Here is a 17,350-nt window from a genome sequence, read left to right on the forward strand (position 1 = left end):
GCCGGGCCGTCGCCGCCGGCGGTCGGCAGGGCGGCGGCGGCCGCGGCGGCGGTGGCTCCCGCGAGCAGGCCGCGGCGGCTGAGGGAAGGGGGGTTCCTCATCTCGGCTCCGTTCCTCAGATCTTCCCGGTGCCGGCCCCGGCCGGCACGACCGCCGGGACCTCGGCCGCCCGGTGCGCGGTGTAGGCGTAGTACGTGCGCGGCTCGACGACCGAGCCCCGCGTCTCGATGGGGTGGTTGCACTCGACGAGGATGTTGTCGCGGGCGACCAGGCGGCCGAGTTCACCGCTGAAGTCCACGCGCGCCGGGTTGTTGACGCTGTGGAAGTAGTTGCCCTCCAGCACCACCCCGGCGTCCATGGCGGAGGCGACCCCGTAGCTGTTGTCGCGGTAGTAGTTGTTGTAGACGTGTACCGGCTCGGCGAACCGGACCCGCGGATTGCGCTGGTCGGAGGCGTCGAAGTAGTTGTGGTGGTAGGTGACGCGCAGCCGTCCGCGGTCCTGGGCGGCGTTGTCGTCGTCGTGTCCGAGCAGCAGTGTCTTGTCGTGGTCGTGGAAGCGGTTCCAGGACACGGTGACGAAGTCCGAGCCGCGCTTGATGTCCACGGCGCCGTCGTCGCCGTCGGAGAAGTCGTTGTGGTCGATCCAGATGTGGTGCGAGAACATCTGGACGTTGATCAGGTCGTCCGTTGCCCCGTCGAACGACAGGTTGCGGATGACGACGTTGTGCACCGCGCCGGCGGGCGGTGAGGTGATCCCGTCGTTCACCGGCAGACCGATGTGCAGACCGCCGCCGGTCAGACGGGCGGTGCTGCCCAGGCCGACGACGGTCTTGTCCGAGGCGACCGGGTGCATGCCGTCACTGGAGCCGGTGGGCAGTGTGATGGTGCCGCTGACCTGTACGACCAGGGGTTCGGGGCGGGAGATGTAGTCGAGGAACTGCGTGGCGTCGGAGGCCGTGACGACCGCGCCGCCCGCACCACCGGTGGTGCCGTTCTGCCCCAGTGCGCTGACGGAGGCGAAGCCGTCGGCGGTCGCGGCGGAAACAGCGGCGGAGGCGGCGGGGGCGGCGGGGGAGGGGGACGAGGGCGGAGAGGCGGCGGAGGAACCGGCCGGTGGGGCGGTGAGGACGAAGGCGGCCAGTGCGGCGATCAGTCCGGTCCTGGACGCACGGCGTCTGAGTAATCGCATGAAGGGGGTAGCCCTTTCTGTGCCGTTTCCGGGCATGCCGAAAACGGTGTTTCCGGGGGGATGCGCTGAGCGGGGCGCCGCTCATCTCGTAGCAAGCGCTTTCCACGGAACGTAGAGGTCTTGTCTTGAGCGCGTCAACAGGTGTGCATACGCACTAAATCGAACGTTTTCCGCAGGAGCAAACAGATGCCTGGTGGGGCGGGGAGCAGGACCCGGGCGGGCACGTCGATCCTGCCGGGGTGCGGCGAATGTCATGAAACGGGAACAGCGCCGGAAAGGAGCACAACGGGCGGCGGGGGCGGTGGGTCTCCTCCTGTGACCGGCCCGGTTCATGGGCACAGCAGAGAAAACGGGGTTCTCGCATGTTCCGCACCTTCACGCGTCCGGCCGGACGCGTCGCCTTCGCCCTCGGCGGCGCGGCCGTCCTCGGCCTCGGCCTGACGGCCACCGCACCGGCTTCCGCGGCGCAGGTTTCCACGGCACCGGCACCGGCACCGGCTTCGGCTTCGGCTTCGGCGACGCAGGCTTCCGCCGCGCCGGCCGCCGGTCCGAACGGCCGCTACACGGCCGGGCAGATCCACACCTTCCTGGAGGACTTCTACGGCGAGCACGGCCCCGTGGACTTCGCCCGCAAGTACGGCATCTCCGAGCACCTGAAGGAGAAGGTCGCCGGCAGCGAGGGCTTCGACGTCCTGCTGTGCGCGCAGAACGAGCCGCGGTCCATCGACATCGGCGAGGTCCGCACGGCCCAGTCCGCGGGCGTCGGCTACGCGACGGTGACCACGCACTGGGGCGGGGACGGCGGCAGTACGGCGACCTTCACGGCGTACGTCGGCCTGGACGCCACCCGGCCGATCCAGCTCCAGGACACCGACTGCGCGCCGGAGGCATGACGACCGGGAGCCCGGCCGGGGCACCCGGCCGGGCTCCTTCGCACCCGGCCCTCCGCGCCGGCCGGCTGTCTCTGTGCGGTGGTCGGTCCTCCTGTCCGGTCAGCCGACCGTCCACTTCTGGTTGGCCGTGCCCGCGCAGGTCCACAGCTGCAGGCGGGTGCCGTTGGCCGAGTTGTTGCCCGTCACGTCCAGGCACTTGTTCGCCTGCGGGTTCACGATGTCGCGGGCCCCGGTGACCGTCCAGCGCTGGGCGGGCACGCCCGCGCAGTCCCACAGCTGGACGGGAGTCCCGTCGGCCGTCCCGCCGCCGGCGGCGTCCAGGCACTTGCCCAGCGCCCGGATGGTGCCGTCGGAGCCTACGCTCCACTGCTGGGCCGCGCTGCCGTTGCAGTCGTAGAGCTGGACGGGGGTGCCGTTGGCGGGATTCGCCCCCGCCACGTCGACGCACTTGCCCGCGAGACCCCTGATGGCCGAACCGCCGCCGGGGCTCTCGCCCGTCGTCACCTTCACCTCGTCGACGACGAGCCGCGAGGGGAAGGGGGTCGAACCGTCCGGGTCGCCCGGCCAGTAGCCGCCCACCGCGAGGTTGAGGATCAGGAAGAACGGCTTGTTGAACACCCACTGCTTGCCGCCCAGGTCGGCGGGCGTGCGCCGCTGGTAGACCGTACCGTCCACGGACCAGGTGACCGCTTCGGGCGACCAGTCGACGGCGAAGGTGTGGAAGGCGTCGGCGAATGCCTGACCGCCGGGCAGCGTGTAACCGGCGCCGATGCCGCCGGAGCCGGAGTACCCGGGGCCGTGCAGCGTGCCGTGGACGGTGCCGGGCTCGAAGCCGACGTTCTCCATGATGTCGATCTCGCCCGAGTTGGGCCAGCCGACCTGCCCGATGTCGTTGCCCAGCATCCAGAACGCGGGCCACATGCCCTGCCCGCGCGGCACCTGCAGCCGGGCCTCGACCCGTCCGTAGGTCGTGGTGAACCTGCCGGAGGTGTTGAGGCGGGCGGAGGTGTACTCGCACCGCCCGTACCAGCACTGGTAGTTGTTCGGGTTCTCGCGGCGGGCCTCGATGACCAGGTGGCCCTGGCCGTCGAGCTTCGCGTTGTTGTTGCCTGCCGTGTAGTACTGGCGCTCGTGGTTGTTGACGTTGTCGCCGGTCTCGACCTGCCACTTCGAGGAGTTGACGGCCGAACCGGCGGGGCCGTCGAAGGTGTCCTGGAAGGTGACCGCCGCGGCGGCACCCGGTGCGGCGGCCGCCTGCGTGCGGTCCGTCCGCACGGGATCCGCTTGCGCGGGTCCGACCGCGGCGGATCCGATGAGTACGGCGGACAGGGCGGCGACAAGACATCTGCGGAGCAGGCGTGGTGTGTCCACGACACTCCCTTCCGTACGGCGATCCCCGTGGGGGAGGAGCCGACTGAGGTGTGGGGGGCGTTTCGGCTCTTGATTTAAGGAGTGAACTAAGGGCGCGTCAAGAGCCTGGTACAGACCAGCTGTTCACACCCGGGGCCGGCCTTCACGTCCTCACGTCTCCGGTCGGCCCCACCTCGGTACCGCGCACCGCCCGCCCGCCACCGCGCCTTCAGCTCTTCAAAGCCTCATGCCTCATGCCTCGTGACTCACGCTTCATGACTCATGCCTTGCGGTCGAGCCGCCGTGGGTGCACGGCGCGGCTCATGCGCCGGCCCAGCAGCAGATAGCCGATCAGGGCGCCGGTGGTGTTGAGGATGACGTCGTCGACGTCGAAGGCGCGCCCGGTGATCAGGGACCCCTGCACCAGCTCGACCAGGAACATCACGGTCGCGGTCAGCAGGATCACCTTCAGGATGCCGCGCGTCCCGGGGATCAGGAGGGGCAGCAGTACGCCGAAGGGGACGCCGAGGAGGATGTTGCCGCCGACCTGCTTGAAGGCGTCCCGCAGCTCGGGCTGGTCCAGATACGCGCGCAGCGACTGGCCGGGGTGGAAGTTGTTGTGCGTCAGCGCCTCGGAGGCCGGTGACGGCTGGAGCGTCAGCCGGGCCAGCGCGGCGGCGAACGCCACCATCGCGGCGAAGGCGAGGAGCATGACCAGCACGCGTACGACGAGGGGCGGCCGCCGCCGCTCACGGGGTGGCTCCGTGGTCTCGCGGTCGGCCTTCCCGCGGCGGAAGCGCGACTTCGTGGCGGGCGGGTCCGGCTTCGGGGCCCGGGGGTCCGGCTTCGGGGTACCCGAGTCCGACGCGGTGCGGAGACGAAAGGCGGTACGGGGACGTAGCGCTGCGCGGGCCATGTAACCCTCCAGGTTGAACTGCGGTCCGGTGAGAGCCGGTTACCCTCGGCGGGGCTGAAGATGCCGCCGGGAAATCCGCTCATGGAGACACGGGTCCGGGTGCCCCCGCGCAGGTCCGGCCGCGTCGGCGAACGGGAGCACGCCCGCGCCCGCGAGCCGCACGGGGCGGCTCGCGGGCGCGGTTTCGGGGTCCGGGCGGTCCCGCCTCCTATCGGGCTGTCGTCCCGTAGGTGACGTCCACCTCCTTGAAGCCGAGTGAACCCAGCAGCCCCTTGAGCATGCTGGTGGTGTTCTCCTCCGCGCGGGCGGTCAGCTCACTGTCCTTCGCGGCTTCGCCGATGTGTCGTGCGGCGAGCCGCTGGACGGCCCGCTCGTCGTTCGGGTTGTCCGAGAAGACGTCGCCGAGCCGGTCGAGGAGACCGCGCTGCTTGGAGACGGCGTACGAGTGGTCGGGGTCGAGCGCGGGCTTGCCCAGGGCGGCGCGGGGGAGCCTGATCGTGGCCGTCGTGCGGTCCTTGTCGACCTTCACGTCCTTGTCGCGGATCTTCCCGAGGTCGACGTAGGCGTCGACGGTTCCCGCCCCGACGTACAGGGTGCGTTTGCCGCGGACCGCGTCCGGCAGGTACTTGGTGTCCTTCTCCAGATCCACCACCACCTGGAAGTTGCCCGAGGCGGCGTCGTAGCGGCTGATGTCCTGGATGGACTTGAGGAGCGTGGGCCCCGTCCGGTCATGGGTCTCCTCGCGGAACACGTCGCCCAGCCCGGGCAGTACGCTCCACCGCAGACCGGCGAAGACCACCACCAGAACCAGCACGACGGAACTCACGATCTTCGCCCATCCGGGCATGCGATTCAGGGACGTCGTCATGTGGACCGTCCTCCTTCCTCCTTCCTCATGCCCGCCAAATCCTCCGGCAGACAGCCGTGTTGCCCGGAGGGCCGAGACCGGTGTGCCGGGTGGTGCGGACGGGGGAGGGGCCGGGTGGTACGGGCGGAGGAGGGGAGGAGGAGCGCGAGCCCCGGCCGCGGAGGGGGCGGCCGGGGCCGGAGCGTGGACGGCGGGCGGTCAGTCGGTGGAGAGGGCCTCGACGAGGTCGGCGGTCTTGGGGTCGGGAAGGGCCCGGGCGGCGTCGGCGAGGGCGACCATGCCGACCAGGTCGTGTCCGTCGATGACGGGCAGCCGGCGCACCTTGTGGCTGGTCATGGTGCGGACGATCTCGTCGGCGTCGTCGTCGGCACCGATGGTGACGGCCTCGCCCTGGGCGAGCTCCCCGGCCTTGCAGGTGGCGGGGTCCTTGCCGGCGCCGAGGACCTTCACGACGATGTCCCGGTCGGTGAGCATGCCCTTGAGCCTGTTGTCCGTCCCGCAGATCGGCAGGGCTCCGACGCCGAGGTCCTTCAGCTTCCTGGCGGCGTCCAGGACGCTCTCCTCGGCGCCGATGCACTCGGTACCGCTGCTCATGATCTCTCGTGCCGTCGTCATGTCGTGCTCCTTCCTGGGCCGGGCCGGGCCGCCGCGCGGCGGCCCGGCCGTCGGGAGTGTCGTCGGCGGCCGGGTCCCCGGTTTTCCCGGGGCGTAACGGGGCGCGTGCGGGTTGTCGGCGAACGGCCGGTTCCGTGCCGTCGTGCCGCTCCCTCCTCCGGGCCGGCGGGTTCCGCGGAGTACGGCGTGGTACTGGTGGAAGTGGTACCGGTGGAAGGGGGAGACAGGCCACCGAGGGCCACGAACTCCGTGCGAAGGAACGCGAAGGACCGCGAAGGAACCCTGGATGAGTGCCGACGACGTACACGACGGCAGCCGCATCACCCGGTGGCTGCTGGAGACCGAATCACTGGAGGACTTCCTGCAGACGCTGGCCGACGCGGCGCTCGAACTGGCTCCGGCCGCCGAGAGCACCGGCCTCACCCTGGAGCGGGACGGCCGCCCGCTGACCGTGGTCAGCGTCGGTGCCGCGGCGCCGAAACTGGACGAGAAGCAGTACGGCCAGGACGACGGTCCCTGTCTGCGGTCCCTGCGCACCCCGGAAGAGCTGCGCATCGACGACATGCTCGAAGAGACCCGCTGGGGCGACTATCCCGCCTATGCCGCGGCCTGCGGGATCCGGTCCTCCCTCTCCCTGCCGATCGCGGCCCGCACCCACACGGCCGGCGCCCTCAACCTGTACGCCGGCCCGCCCCGCGCGTTCGAGGGGGCCGATCTCACCGCTCTGCGCTCACTCGCCGCGCAGGCGACCGGCGCCATCGCCCTGGCGCAACGCCTGGCCGACACGCAGGACTTCGCCGACCAGCTCCAGCGGGCCATGACCTCCCGCGCCGTCATCGACCAGGCCCTCGGCGTCATCATGGGCCAACGGAAGTGCACCGCCGACGAAGCCTTCGGCATCCTGCGTTCCGCCTCCCAGCGCCGCAACGTCAAACTCCGCGTCCTGTGCACCGAGCTGATCACCGACCTCACCGGCCGCGCCCCCACCGTCCCCGAACTGCGGTCCCGCCCCTGAAACACACTCGTGTCCCCGAATCGAACAGATTTCGGCATGAGAATGCGTTTCCCGGGCACGCGTACCCCACCGAGGAGTGTCTGGAGGGCCCTGTGGTCGTGTCGGTCGTGTCCAAGCCGGAACGTGAGCCGGAATCGGATCCGCATCACGTGCGGACCCTGCTCGCCCGCTACGCCGGTGCGCGCATCGCCCTCGCGCATGCGTCGGACCCGGCGTGGGAGCGGGAGCTGGCGGACGTCACCCGGACGCTGTGCGAGGTCACGGGGACCGGCTCGGTCACCGAGGCGATCCCGGCCGCCGACGAGATCCTGGCCGCGGCCAGGCGCTCCGCGGAGCCTTCGCGCCCGTCGAGCACGGCGACCCGGCCGCCCCTCGCGGCGGCCTGAGCGGTCCCGGCACCGAGCGGTCCCGACCTTCCGACCCTGAGCGGTCCCGGCCCCGAGCGGTCCCGGCGCGGGGACCGGGGGCGGGAGGCGGAGGCCGTCATACGAGTCCCTTGGCCGCCTCCGAGGGGGCGACGGCCTCGTCCAGGCTCGCCAGCGGCGGCATGAGCCGGGCGAGTTCGGTCACCCGGAGGATGCGCAGGGTCAGCGGATGGGTGCAGACCAGGCGCACCTGTCCGTGGTGTTCGAGCGCCCGGCGCCGGGCGCGGTACAGCAGGCGCAGGCCGGAGCAGTCGAAGAACTCGACGTGCCGCAGGTCCAGGACGACCCGCGCGTCCGGACTTCCCGTGGCCCGGTCCAGCACCGGGATGATGTCCAGGGCGGCGAGAATGTCGATCTCGCCGTGGAACTCCAGCACGGTGTGCCCGCGGTCCTGGTGGACACGCAGGTGCGGGGAGTACGGCCCGGAGCTGTCACGCACGACGACATCACCTCCATCAGGGTCACCGGGGACCAGGGTGACGTCGTGCCGCGAGCATAGGGCCGACATGGCGCAGCGTGAGACCGCTCCACCGTCCCTCACCCTGCAAGCTACCCTCGTTCAGGTGAATTTCAGCATGTTCGATTGACATATGTCTTTCATTTAAGAGACACATCGCACACGCGCCGCACACCAGAACCGGGGGCGCACCCTCGGACGTGCGGAAACCGCACGCCCGGCCCCCGGGAACCCGTACCGGAACCGGCGGTGCCCCGTGACATCACCGGTGATGTCACGGGGCACCGCACGGACGGCCCTGCCGCACCCGGACCTACCGCACCTGGAGCACCAGCTTGCCCACGGTCCTCCCGGTGTCCCCCGCCGCGTGCGCCTTCGCCGCCTCGGCCAGCGGGAACACCTCGGCCACCGTGGCCCGCAGCTTTCCGGCCGCGGCGAGTTCGGCGATGGCCTTCATCCCGGCCTGGTCGGCCTCCACGAGCATCTCCGCCGCCCGTACGCCGAGCCCCTCCGCCTCCTCGGCGAGCTCCGGCGACCCGGACACCAGGATCGACACCAGCAGCCCGCCCGCGCGCAGCGTCCGCAGCGAACGTGAGCGGTAGTCGCCCCCGACCGTGTCCAGGACGACGTCGACGTCCCGCACGGCCTCGGCGAAGTCGGTCTCCCGGTAGTCCACCAGCTCGTCGGCGCCGAGCCCGCGCAGGAACTCGTGCTTTCCCGAACTGGCCGTGCCGATCACGTACGCCCCCCGTTCCTTGGCGATCTGGACGGCCAGGTGCCCCACCCCGCCGGCCGCGGCGTGGATCAGCACCCGCTGTCCCGGCCGGACGTCTGCGACGTCGACCAGTGCTTGCCAGGCGGTCAGCGCGGCGAGCGGGAGGGCTCCCGCCTGCGTGTGGTCGATCCCGGCCGGCTTGCGGACGAAGGCCCGCGCGGGCGCGGTGACGAATTCGGCGTGCGCCCCTACGCCGTACGGGTAGGGCAGCATGCCGAAGACCTCGTCGCCCGGCTGGTGGATGCTGACGCCGAGACCGACGGCCTCGACGACGCCGGAGACGTCCCAGCCGAGGACGAACGGCGGCTCCCCGAGGAACAGGCCGCCCGCCCGGTGCTTCCAGTCGGTCGGGTTCAGGCCCGCCGCGTGCACCCGGACCAGCACATTGCTCGGTGCGGGCTTCGGAATCTCCAGCTCCACCTCCTTGAGGACCTCGGGACCGCCGAGGACGTCCTGACTGATCGCGCGCATCGTGTTCCCAGTGCTCATGCGTCCCAGCCTGCCCGGCATCGGCGGCCGGGGAAATGGCAGGATTGCCATTGTCCGATATGATCGTGCCATGTCGACGTACTGCGGAGTGACCGCGGCCCTCGCCGGGCCCGATGCCGCCCTCGCCCCCTCCGTGATCCCCGGCCCTTCCGGGCCCCGGGCGTACGACGGACGCGTGGAGCGGGTCGTGGTCCTCGCCCTCGACGGGGTCTACCCCTTCGAACTGGGCATCCCCGACCGGGTCCTCGGTTCGGCGGAGGGCCGGTACGAGGTGCTGACCTGCACGGTCGACGGGCGGCCGGTCCGCACCAACGCGGACTTCTCGATCGCCGTCGAGCACGGCCCCGAGGTGCTGCGCACGGCCGACACCGTGGTCATCCCGCCCTTCGCCCTGTCGGACATCGGCACCGAGCTCCCCGGCGCGGTGGCCGACGCGCTCGCCGCCATCGGGCCGGACGCCCGGATCGTCTCCATCTGCACGGGCGCCTTCGTGCTGGCGGCGGCCGGGATGCTGGCCGGCCGCCGGGCGACGACGCACTGGCAACTGGCAGGTCTGTTCCGGAAGATGTTCCCGGACGTGGACCTCGACGCCGATGTGCTGTTCGTCGACGAGGGCTCCCTCCTGACCTCGGCCGGGGCCGCGTCCGGCGTGGACGTCTGCCTGCACCTCGTGCGCAGGGACCACGGCAGCGAACTGGCCAACCGGGTGGCACGGTCCTGCGTGGTGCCGCCCTGGCGGGACGGCGGCCAGGCCCAGTACATCGAGCAGCCCGTGCCCGAACCGACGGCGACGAGCACGGCGGCCACCCGGTACTGGGCACTGGAGCGGCTCGGCGAACCGCTGACGCTGGCCGAGCTGGCCGGTCACGCCCGGATGAGCCTGCGCACCTTCGCGCGCCGCTTCAACGACGAGGTCGGTATGAGTCCCGGCCGCTGGCTCATCCAGCAACGGGTCGTCCGGGCGCGGCAGTTGCTGGAGTCCAGCGACCTGCCGGTCGACCGGATCGCCGGCGAGGTCGGCTTCGCCACGGGCACCTCGCTGCGCCAGCACCTGCACGCGGCGGTCGGGGTGTCGCCGCAGGCGTACCGGCGTACGTTCCGCACGGCCCGCCGGTCCTGACCGGGGGCACACCGCGGCGGCCCGTCCCCGCCGTCCACCCCCGTCCGGCGGGAGGACGTGTGGCCGTCCCTACCGCGTGTCGCCCCAGGGGGCCGCGTGCAGGGCCACGAGCAGGCGCCACACCTTGTGGGCGATCTCCTCCGGGGTGCCCGCGACGAGTCCGTGCAGCCAGTCGGCGAGGACGCCCGCGAAGGCCCCGGCGACGGCGGAGGCGACCAGCGGGGCCTCGGGCGCGCCGGCGAGTTCGCGTTCGGCGAGACTGCGGGCGCGCAGGTCCCGGTGGAGGACGCGGCCGAGCGGACCGCCGCCGCCCGGGCTCAACAGGGCCCGGTAGAGCGGGGCGTGCGGAGGCAGCCCCGTGAAGAACGCGAGCAGGGCGGCCGGTGCCGTCCTCGGATCGGGCCTGCCCCGCCAGGCGTGCAGGGCGTCCACGGCGTCGCGTACGACATCGGCGCAGGCGTCGACGGCCAGCGCCTCCAGGTCGGCGTAGTGCAGGTAGAACGTGGCGCGGCCGACCCCGGCCGTACGGACCAGTGCCGTGACGCCGACCTCCGCGAGCGGCCGCCGCGCGCACTCGTCGAGGAGGGCCCGGCGCAGCTTGGCCCGGGTGCGTTCGGCCCGGGGGTCGGCGGCCCGGGAGGCGGAGGTCACCGGGCGGCGAGCACGGCGGCCAGGGCCAGCGCGCCGGGCAGGGCCTGCGCGAACAGGATGCGGCGGTTGGCGGTGACCGCGCCGTACAAGCCCGCGACGACCACGCACACCAGGAAGAAGACCTGGGCGCGGAAGCCCGTCGGGTCGTCGGCGACCAGGCCCCAGACGAGGCCGGCCGCGAGGAAGCCGTTGTAGAGCCCCTGGTTGGCGGCGAGCGGGGCGGTGGCCCGCGCCATCCCGGCATCGAACCCGTGCAGTCCGCGCCCGGGCCTGCGCTCCCACAGGAACATCTCCAGCACCAGGATGTATCCGTGCAGGACGGCCACGAGACCGACCAGCACCTGGGCGAACGTCTGCATCGGAACGGGCTCCTTCGTAGGCACTTTCTGGACGAGTGTCCACTATACATGGACACCCGTCCAGTAAACGTCCCGCCCGGACATCCGGGCGGAACGACGAGTGCCGGCCGATCCCACGTGCCGATGCCGCCCGACGGGGTACAAGGAGACCGGAGCAGTGGGCGGACCGCCGTTCGCGCCCGAACGGTCTTCGGAGGAGATATGGCACTGGTAAAGGCAGGGTTCGTGGTCCTGGACTGTTCCGAACCCGAGAAACTCGCCGCGTTCTACGCGGAGTTCCTGGAGGGCGAGGAGACGGACGCGACGGCGAACCGGGTGGAGATCAAGGGGGCCGACGGGATGCGGATGGCGTTCCGGCGGGACGTGAACGCCACCCCGCCCAGCTGGCCCCGCCCCGAGAACTCCCTCCAGGCCCACCTGGACTTCTACGTCGAGGACCTGGACGAGGCGGAGCGCAAGATCGTCGCACTCGGCGGGCGGCCGCTGGAGACCAAGGACGCGGGCGGCCCGTACGAGGAGCGGGGCTACTCCGACCCGTCCGGCCACTCGTTCACCGTGCGCTGCACCCGGGTCACCGCGCCCAAACAGGGCTGAGGCACGGCCGTCCGACGGCCTCTCAGCCGCGGTGCGCGCGCAGGGCCGCCAGGGCGCGGTCCGCGTGCGCACTCATCCGGATCTCGCTGCGCACCACCTCGATCACCCCGCGGTCCTCGCCGATGACGAAGGTGACCCGCTTGGTGGGCGCCAGCGAGAAACCGCGCCTGACCCCGAACCGCTCACGGACCGTGCCGTCCGGGTCGGACAGCAGCGGGAACCCGAGGGTGTGCGTGCGCGTGAACTCCCGCTGGCGCTCGACCGTGTCGCCGCTGATCCCCACCGGCCGCGCCCCGGCGGCCGCGAACTCGGCGGCCAGGTCGCGGAAGTGGCACGCCTCGGCGGTGCAGCCGGCGGTGAGCGCCGCCGGATAGAAGAACAGGACGACAGGGCCTTCGCCCAGCAGCTCCGATAGCTGCCGGGGCGTGCCCGTCTCGTCGGGGAGGGTGAAGTCCTCGACGGTGTCGCCCACCGCCGGCCGGCTCGTCACGACTGGCTCCCCTCGCTGGCGGCCACTTGGAAGAAGGCAACCGTACCGGACGGTACGGAGCGTCAGTCGCGGCCCCCCTTGTCGTCGCCGGGCCACACCCCGGTGGACCGCTCGATGGCCGCCGCGCCCGTACGGTCCACCGCGCTGCGCACCACCGCGAAGATGGCGCCCTGCACGGCGGCGGCGAGCAGCACCTCGCCCCAGCTGCGGTCCTTGTCGAGCGCGTCGGGCGCGTCGTCCTCGTGGCGGATGACCTTCCAGGTCTTCTGGAACGCCATCCCGGCGAGGGTTCCGCTCGTCCAGCCGAGCAGGAACCCGATGGGCTTGTAGACGACGGGCAGCTTCTTCTTCTGCACCTGGCTCTCCTTCGGCTCGTGTTCTTGGCCTGTCGGTGTTCCCGGGTTCCCGGGTTCCCGGGTTCCCGGTCGTGCCGGTGTTCCCGGCCCGTGTTTCCCCGGGACATCACACGAGTGTCCAGTTCAGCGGCGAATACGCGGCCCGTCGTGCGCCGGGACGCCCACCGGCTCGTACGGGGCCGCGCCCCTCAGGGCCGGCCCGCCGCGGGCACCTCCTCCCCTACGGGGACGGGTCCCGGCGGGCTCCCGTCCCCGAACGGCCGTCCGCCCAGGTCCTCGCGGCCGTGCGGCGTCAGCCAGCCGGAGAGGTCGGGGCCGAGCGGCACGATGCGGGTCGGGTTGATGCCCTCGTGGACCTGGTAGTAGTGCCGCTTGATGTGGTCGAAGTCGACGGTGTCCCCGAACCCGGGTGTCTGGTAGAGGTCACGGGCGTACGCCCACAGGACCGGGTCCTCCGTCAGTTTCCGCCGGTTGCACTTGAAGTGGCCGTGGTAGACGGCGTCGAAGCGCACCAGCGTCGTGAACAGCCGGATGTCCGCCTCCGTGATCGTGTCCCCGACGAGGTACCGCCGGTCCGCGAGCCGCCGCGACAGCAGCTCCAGCCTGCGGAACACGCCCTCGTGGGCCGCCGCGTACTCCTCCTGGCCGGTCGCGAACCCGGCCCGGTACACACCGTTGTTGACGTCCTCGTACACCTCCGCCGCGACCTCGTCGATCTCGTCGCGCAGCGCCTCCGGGTAGAGGTCGGGCGCCCCCTCCCGGTGCAGCTCCCGCCACTCGGTGGCGAGGTCCGTGGTGAGCTGCTGGTAGTCGTTGGTCACCAGGCGCCCGCTGGGCACGTCCACCACCGCGGGCACGCTGACCCCGCCCGGATGCCCCGGCTCCCGGGCCTCGTACGCCTCGGCGAGGTACCGGATGCCCAGCACGGGATCGCGGCCGTCCGGGTCGAGCGTGAACCGCCAGCTGCGGTCGTCCTGGATCGGGTCGGTCACCGCCATCGGCAGGGCGTGTTCGAGCCCCAGCAGCCGCCGCGAGACGACCGCGCGACTCGCCCAGGGGCAGGCCCGGCTGACGACCAGTCGGTAGCGCCCGGCCTCGACCGGCCAGCCGTCGCGGCCGTCGGCCGTCACCCGGTCCGAGAAGTGGCTCCTCGACCTCTTGAAGGACTTCTTGCCGTACGCGCTGTTGCCCCCGGTGCCGGTCGCGCTGTCGCTCATCGGGTGTCTCCTTCCGCGGGTGTGCCCCGTCGTGCCCCGTCGTGCCCGTCGTGCCTTGTCGTACCCCGGCGCGCCCCGGTGAGGGCTCCCCCGAATCCGCCGGTGCCTCGTGTGAGGCAGGGGGAGTGGGGCATTTGGCGGAGGTGAATCAAGAGTCCTCCTCCCGGTCGGACCGCCGGACCCGGGTCACCGTGCTGGTGGCGCTGGCCGCCAACCTCGTCATCGCCGTGGCCAAGGCCGTGGGAGGTCTGCTCGCCGGATCACCCGCTCTGCTCTCCGAGGCGGCGCACTCGGTGGCGGACAGCCTCAACGAGGTCTTCCTGCTGGCCGCCCTGCGCCGCAGCCGGCGTCCCGCCGACAGCCGCCACCCCTTCGGCTACGGAAAGGAACGCTTCTTCTGGTCCCTGCTGGCCGCCGTGGGCATCTTCCTGATGGGCGGCTGCTTCTCCTTCTACCAGGGTTACGAGGCACTGGGCAGTGAGGGTTCGGAGTCGCACGGCGGATACGTGGCGGGGCTCGTGGTCCTGTTCGTCGCACTGCTCGCGGAGGGCGGGTCCCTGCTGCGCGCGCTCCACCAGGTGCGCGGGCAGGGCGGCTTCTCCGCGGAGATCCGCGACCCGGCGCTGCGCACCGTCATAGCGGAGGACGGCACCGCCGTCCTGGGCGTGCTCTTCGCGATGGCCGGGATGGCCCTCCACATGGCGACCGGACAGATCGTCTGGGAGGCATCTGCCTCGCTGGCGATCGGGGCGCTGCTCGTCTACGTGGCGTACCGGCTGGGCCGCGACGCGCGCGACCAGCTGATCGGGCAGGCCACCGACGAGGAGTCGAGCCGCCGCATCCGCGCCCTGCTGGAGGCCCAGCCCGAGATCGACTCCGTGGAGTCCCTGCTGACCATGCAGCTCGGTCCCGACTCGACCCTGGTGGCCGCCCGCGTCGACCTGACGCCCGGCCTGGACAGCGAGGAGGTCGAGCTCGTCGCCGTACGCATCAAGAGGTCCGTCTCCCGGCTGGTCCCGGAGGCCGACCAGATCTTCCTCGACGTGACGGACGCCCGCGCCGCCCGCCGCGCGGCCGGACACGAAAGCGGCCCCGCCACGACGGGGGAGCGCGGCGGGACCTGAGAATCGGGTGCCCACCCGCGCCCCGGACCATGCACCCCCCGGCGGGCGAGTTCTCGCCAATCCCGCCCACCCGGCCGGTTCCGGCGGCCGGATGGGCGGCTCCCCGGCCCGTGCCGGACCCGCGTCCGGTACGGGCCGGGGCGCGGACCGGTTCACGGCCCCGCGGCCGTCACCCGCCGGTGGCGGGCTCCAGGACGAAGAGCGGGATCTCCCGGTCGGTCTTCTCCTGGTAGTCGGCGTACGCCGGATAGGCGGCGACCGCCCGCTCCCACCACCGGGCCTTCTCCTCGCCGGTCACCTCGCGCGCGACCATGTCCTGTCGCGTCGGGCCGTCCTGCAGTTCCACATGCGGATCGCTGACGACGTTGTGGTACCAGACGGGGTGTTTGGGCGCGCCGCCCAGCGACGCGACCGCGGCGTACCGGCCGTCGTGCTCGACCCGCATCAGCGGCGTCTTGCGGATCCTGCCGCTCTTCGCTCCCCGGGTGGTCAGCACGACCACGGGGAGCCCCGTGTCCCGCAACGTGGTTCCCTCGGTACCGCCGGAGCGTTCGTACAGCTCCACCTGATCGCGCACCCACTGGGTGGGGCTGGGTTCGTACTCACCTTCGAGAGGCATGGCATCCGTCCCATCGGTCGTCGTCGCGTCGTCACGTACGGCTCGTGCCGGCTCAGGATGCAACACGTCCGCCCCGGCCGTTTCATCCCGCGCCGACCGGGACCCCGGCCGGACCGGAACCGGACCGGAGCCGGACTAGAAGGGGAAGTGCGCCTGCTGCGTGGCCAGCGTCACCCAGCGGGTGTTGCTGAACGCCTCCACGCCCCAGCGCCCGCCGAAGCGCCCGTACCCGCTGCCCTTGAACCCGCCGAAGGGGGCGTTCGGCTCGTCGGCGACGGACTGGTCGTTGATGTGCACGATGCCGGTACGGATGCGGCGGGCCACCTTGAGACCATGGGTGCCGTTCTCGGTGATGATCCCGCAGGTCAGGCCGTGCTCCGTGGCGTTGGCGAGGGAGACCGCCTCGTCGTCCGTGGCGAACGTGCTGATCACGGCGAGCGGGCCGAATGCCTCGCCCCGGTACAGGTCGGCCTCCTCCGGCAGGCCGGTCAGGACGGTCGCCGGATGCACGGCCCCCTCGGGGGCGGTCCCGCCGGTCAGCACGGTCGCGCCCTTGGCGACGGCGTCCGCCACGAGCGCCGCGACCCGGCGGGCGGCGTCCGGGGTGACGAGCGGGCCGACGACGGTGTGCGGATCGGCCGGGTCGCCGGACGCGAGCGACGCGGTCCTCGCGGTGAACGCGGCGGTGAACTCCTCGGCCAGGCTCTCGTGCACGAGGATCCGGTCGGCGGACATGCAGATCTGGCCGGAGTTCATGAAGACGGAGAAGACGGCGGCGTCGACCGCGTAGTCGACGTCGGCGTCGTCCAGGACGATCACCGAGTTCTTGCCGCCGAGTTCGAGGACCGCGGGCTTCAGGTGCCTGGCCGCGTGCACGCCGATGATCCGGCCGACGCCGGTGGAGCCGGTGAAGTTGACGGCCCGTACGCGCTCGTCGGCGATCAGGGCCTCGGCGACGTCGGCCGCGTCCCCGGGGGCGTTCGTGACCACGTTCAGGACGCCGTCGGGCAGACCCGCCTCGCGCAGGACGTCCGCGACGAACAGACCGCACGCGATCGGCGCGTCCTCGCTCGGCTTCAGTACCACGGTGTTGCCCGCGGCGAGCGGCGCGGCGACGGCCCGGACACCCAGGATCACCGGGGCGTTCCACGGCGAGAAGGCGGCCACGACCCCGACGGGTTCGCGCACCGCGAGTCCCAGGGCGCCCTCCTCGTGCGCGCTCAGCACCTCCCCGCGGGGAGCGGTCACCGCGGCGGCCGCCTCGCGCAGGATGTCCGCCGCGAGACCGACGTTGAACACGGCCCAGGGCCGGGTGCCCCCGACCTCGCCCGCCATGATCCGTACGGCGTCCTCGGTGCGGGACTCCAGGAGGTCCGCCGCCGTGAGGAAGATCTTGCGCCGCCGGGCCGGACCGAGCGCGGCCCAGCCCTCGAACGCGGCGTCGGCGGCGTCCACGGCCCGGGTGACGTCCTCGGCGCCGCCTGCGGCGACCGTGGCGTACACCCGCGAGCCGTAGGGGCTCACGTCCTCGGTGGTGCGGCCGGAGGCCGCGGGCAGGTCCTTGCCGCCGATCAGCAGATCACGATGGAGGGTCATGCGCGGCTCTTCCCGTCGTGCGACGCGCCGCGCTCCCGCCGGGAAACCACGCACGTTCGCCTGGTGAAAAATTTTCCATTCAATCTCCGGTCGGAGTCTGCAACCCGGCGCCGCATCAGTCAATGGCGGCGGAGGCGCCGTGCGGGCCCGTCGGTGCGACGGCCGCCCGGGCGGCCCGGGCCGCGGGTTCCGCGCCCCGCCCGGCGGCGGCCGTGACCATGGCACCCTCCGC

General features: G+C 72.1%; 20 protein-coding genes. 6 read left to right on the top strand and 14 right to left on the bottom strand.

All coding sequences use genetic code 11. The features are described 5' to 3' along the window. Positions 1–115: 115 nt before the first annotated feature. Complete coding sequence (locus tag KM933_RS36870) at positions 116–1,189, bottom strand: pectate lyase family protein (protein WP_221361288.1); 1,074 nt, start codon at positions 1,187–1,189, stop codon at positions 116–118. A gap of 362 nt (positions 1,190–1,551) precedes the next feature. On the opposite strand from KM933_RS36870, the gene KM933_RS36875 reads away from it, so the two are divergent. After that, positions 1,552–2,082, top strand: coding sequence for a hypothetical protein (locus KM933_RS36875; RefSeq protein ID WP_260334737.1), 531 nt, complete (start codon positions 1,552–1,554; stop codon positions 2,080–2,082). Between the two features lie 99 nt (positions 2,083–2,181). Here the strand turns inward: KM933_RS36875 and KM933_RS36880 are convergent, their stop codons facing one another. From KM933_RS36880 to KM933_RS36895, 4 genes are all read right to left on the bottom strand, one after another. Beyond that, on the bottom strand, positions 2,182–3,453 hold the full coding sequence (locus KM933_RS36880; RefSeq protein WP_221361290.1) for an RICIN domain-containing protein: 1,272 nt from the start codon (positions 3,451–3,453) through the stop codon (positions 2,182–2,184). Positions 3,454–3,712: 259 nt separating this feature from the next. After that, on the bottom strand, positions 3,713–4,348 hold the full coding sequence (locus tag KM933_RS36885; RefSeq protein ID WP_221361292.1) for a VanZ family protein: 636 nt from the start codon (positions 4,346–4,348) through the stop codon (positions 3,713–3,715). A 208-nt stretch (positions 4,349–4,556) separates the two neighbouring features. Next, a complete protein-coding gene (locus KM933_RS36890; RefSeq protein WP_221361295.1) occupies positions 4,557–5,216 on the bottom strand; it encodes a DUF4230 domain-containing protein in 660 nt (219 codons plus the stop codon). Positions 5,217–5,414: 198 nt separating this feature from the next. Then, on the bottom strand, positions 5,415–5,831 hold the full coding sequence (locus tag KM933_RS36895) for a CBS domain-containing protein (protein WP_221361297.1): 417 nt from the start codon (positions 5,829–5,831) through the stop codon (positions 5,415–5,417). A 286-nt stretch (positions 5,832–6,117) separates the two neighbouring features. Here KM933_RS36895 and KM933_RS36900 point away from each other — a divergent pair, with 286 nt between their 5' ends. Both KM933_RS36900 and KM933_RS36905 read left to right on the top strand, forming a co-directional pair. Continuing rightward, positions 6,118–6,846 carry a GAF and ANTAR domain-containing protein gene (locus KM933_RS36900; RefSeq protein WP_221361308.1) on the top strand — a complete coding sequence of 243 codons (729 nt, stop codon included), beginning with the start codon at positions 6,118–6,120 and terminating at the stop codon, positions 6,844–6,846. 107 nt (positions 6,847–6,953) lie between these two features. Beyond that, the gene (locus KM933_RS36905; protein ID WP_221361310.1) at positions 6,954–7,232 is read left to right on the top strand and encodes a DUF5133 domain-containing protein; all 279 of its coding nucleotides are present in this window, start codon (positions 6,954–6,956) and stop codon (positions 7,230–7,232) included. A gap of 97 nt (positions 7,233–7,329) precedes the next feature. Here KM933_RS36905 and KM933_RS36910 read toward each other — a convergent pair whose 3' ends face one another. Beyond that, entirely contained in the window at positions 7,330–7,710 is a 381-nt protein-coding gene (locus tag KM933_RS36910; protein WP_430727421.1) for an anti-sigma factor antagonist, read from the bottom strand. A gap of 331 nt (positions 7,711–8,041) precedes the next feature. Beyond that, the gene (locus KM933_RS36915; RefSeq protein WP_221361313.1) at positions 8,042–8,992 is read right to left on the bottom strand and encodes an NADP-dependent oxidoreductase; all 951 of its coding nucleotides are present in this window, start codon (positions 8,990–8,992) and stop codon (positions 8,042–8,044) included. Positions 8,993–9,062: 70 nt separating this feature from the next. Here KM933_RS36915 and KM933_RS36920 point away from each other — a divergent pair, with 70 nt between their 5' ends. Continuing rightward, entirely contained in the window at positions 9,063–10,112 is a 1,050-nt protein-coding gene (locus KM933_RS36920; RefSeq protein WP_221361316.1) for a GlxA family transcriptional regulator, read from the top strand. Between the two features lie 69 nt (positions 10,113–10,181). Here the strand turns inward: KM933_RS36920 and KM933_RS36925 are convergent, their stop codons facing one another. Continuing rightward, positions 10,182–10,763, bottom strand: coding sequence for a TetR/AcrR family transcriptional regulator (locus KM933_RS36925; protein WP_221361318.1), 582 nt, complete (start codon positions 10,761–10,763; stop codon positions 10,182–10,184). Beyond that, on the bottom strand, positions 10,760–11,122 hold the full coding sequence (locus tag KM933_RS36930) for a DUF1304 domain-containing protein (RefSeq protein WP_221361321.1): 363 nt from the start codon (positions 11,120–11,122) through the stop codon (positions 10,760–10,762). The genes KM933_RS36925 and KM933_RS36930 overlap by 4 nt, the downstream gene beginning before the upstream one ends. A 201-nt stretch (positions 11,123–11,323) precedes the next feature. Between KM933_RS36930 and KM933_RS36935 the strand changes: the two genes are divergently transcribed. Then, a complete protein-coding gene (locus KM933_RS36935) occupies positions 11,324–11,716 on the top strand; it encodes a VOC family protein (protein ID WP_173894545.1) in 393 nt (130 codons plus the stop codon). Positions 11,717–11,738: 22 nt separating this feature from the next. Here the strand turns inward: KM933_RS36935 and KM933_RS36940 are convergent, their stop codons facing one another. The 3 genes from KM933_RS36940 to KM933_RS36950 all read right to left on the bottom strand — a co-directional run bounded on the left by KM933_RS36940 (position 11,739) and on the right by KM933_RS36950 (position 13,779). Then, a complete protein-coding gene (locus KM933_RS36940; protein WP_221361323.1) occupies positions 11,739–12,206 on the bottom strand; it encodes a peroxiredoxin in 468 nt (155 codons plus the stop codon). Positions 12,207–12,268: 62 nt separating this feature from the next. Continuing rightward, positions 12,269–12,562, bottom strand: coding sequence for a DUF4235 domain-containing protein (locus KM933_RS36945; protein WP_221361325.1), 294 nt, complete (start codon positions 12,560–12,562; stop codon positions 12,269–12,271). Positions 12,563–12,750: 188 nt separating this feature from the next. Continuing rightward, positions 12,751–13,779 (bottom strand): glutathione S-transferase family protein, encoded by a 1,029-nt coding sequence (locus KM933_RS36950; protein ID WP_221361335.1) that lies wholly within the window; start codon positions 13,777–13,779, stop codon positions 12,751–12,753. Between the two features lie 134 nt (positions 13,780–13,913). Between KM933_RS36950 and KM933_RS36955 the strand changes: the two genes are divergently transcribed. Then, positions 13,914–14,903: a cation diffusion facilitator family transporter gene (locus KM933_RS36955; RefSeq protein WP_260334738.1), complete on the top strand. Its 990-nt coding sequence runs from the start codon at positions 13,914–13,916 to the stop codon at positions 14,901–14,903. A gap of 169 nt (positions 14,904–15,072) precedes the next feature. Here KM933_RS36955 and KM933_RS36960 read toward each other — a convergent pair whose 3' ends face one another. Next, positions 15,073–15,522 carry a nitroreductase family deazaflavin-dependent oxidoreductase gene (locus KM933_RS36960; protein ID WP_221361354.1) on the bottom strand — a complete coding sequence of 150 codons (450 nt, stop codon included), beginning with the start codon at positions 15,520–15,522 and terminating at the stop codon, positions 15,073–15,075. 135 nt (positions 15,523–15,657) lie between these two features. Continuing rightward, on the bottom strand, positions 15,658–17,118 hold the full coding sequence (locus KM933_RS36965) for an aldehyde dehydrogenase family protein (RefSeq protein ID WP_221361356.1): 1,461 nt from the start codon (positions 17,116–17,118) through the stop codon (positions 15,658–15,660). Between the last annotated feature and the right edge of the window lie 232 nt (positions 17,119–17,350).

Source organism: Streptomyces beigongshangae (assembly GCF_019710745.1).
Taxonomy (GTDB): Bacteria; Actinomycetota; Actinomycetes; order Streptomycetales; family Streptomycetaceae; genus Streptomyces; species Streptomyces beigongshangae.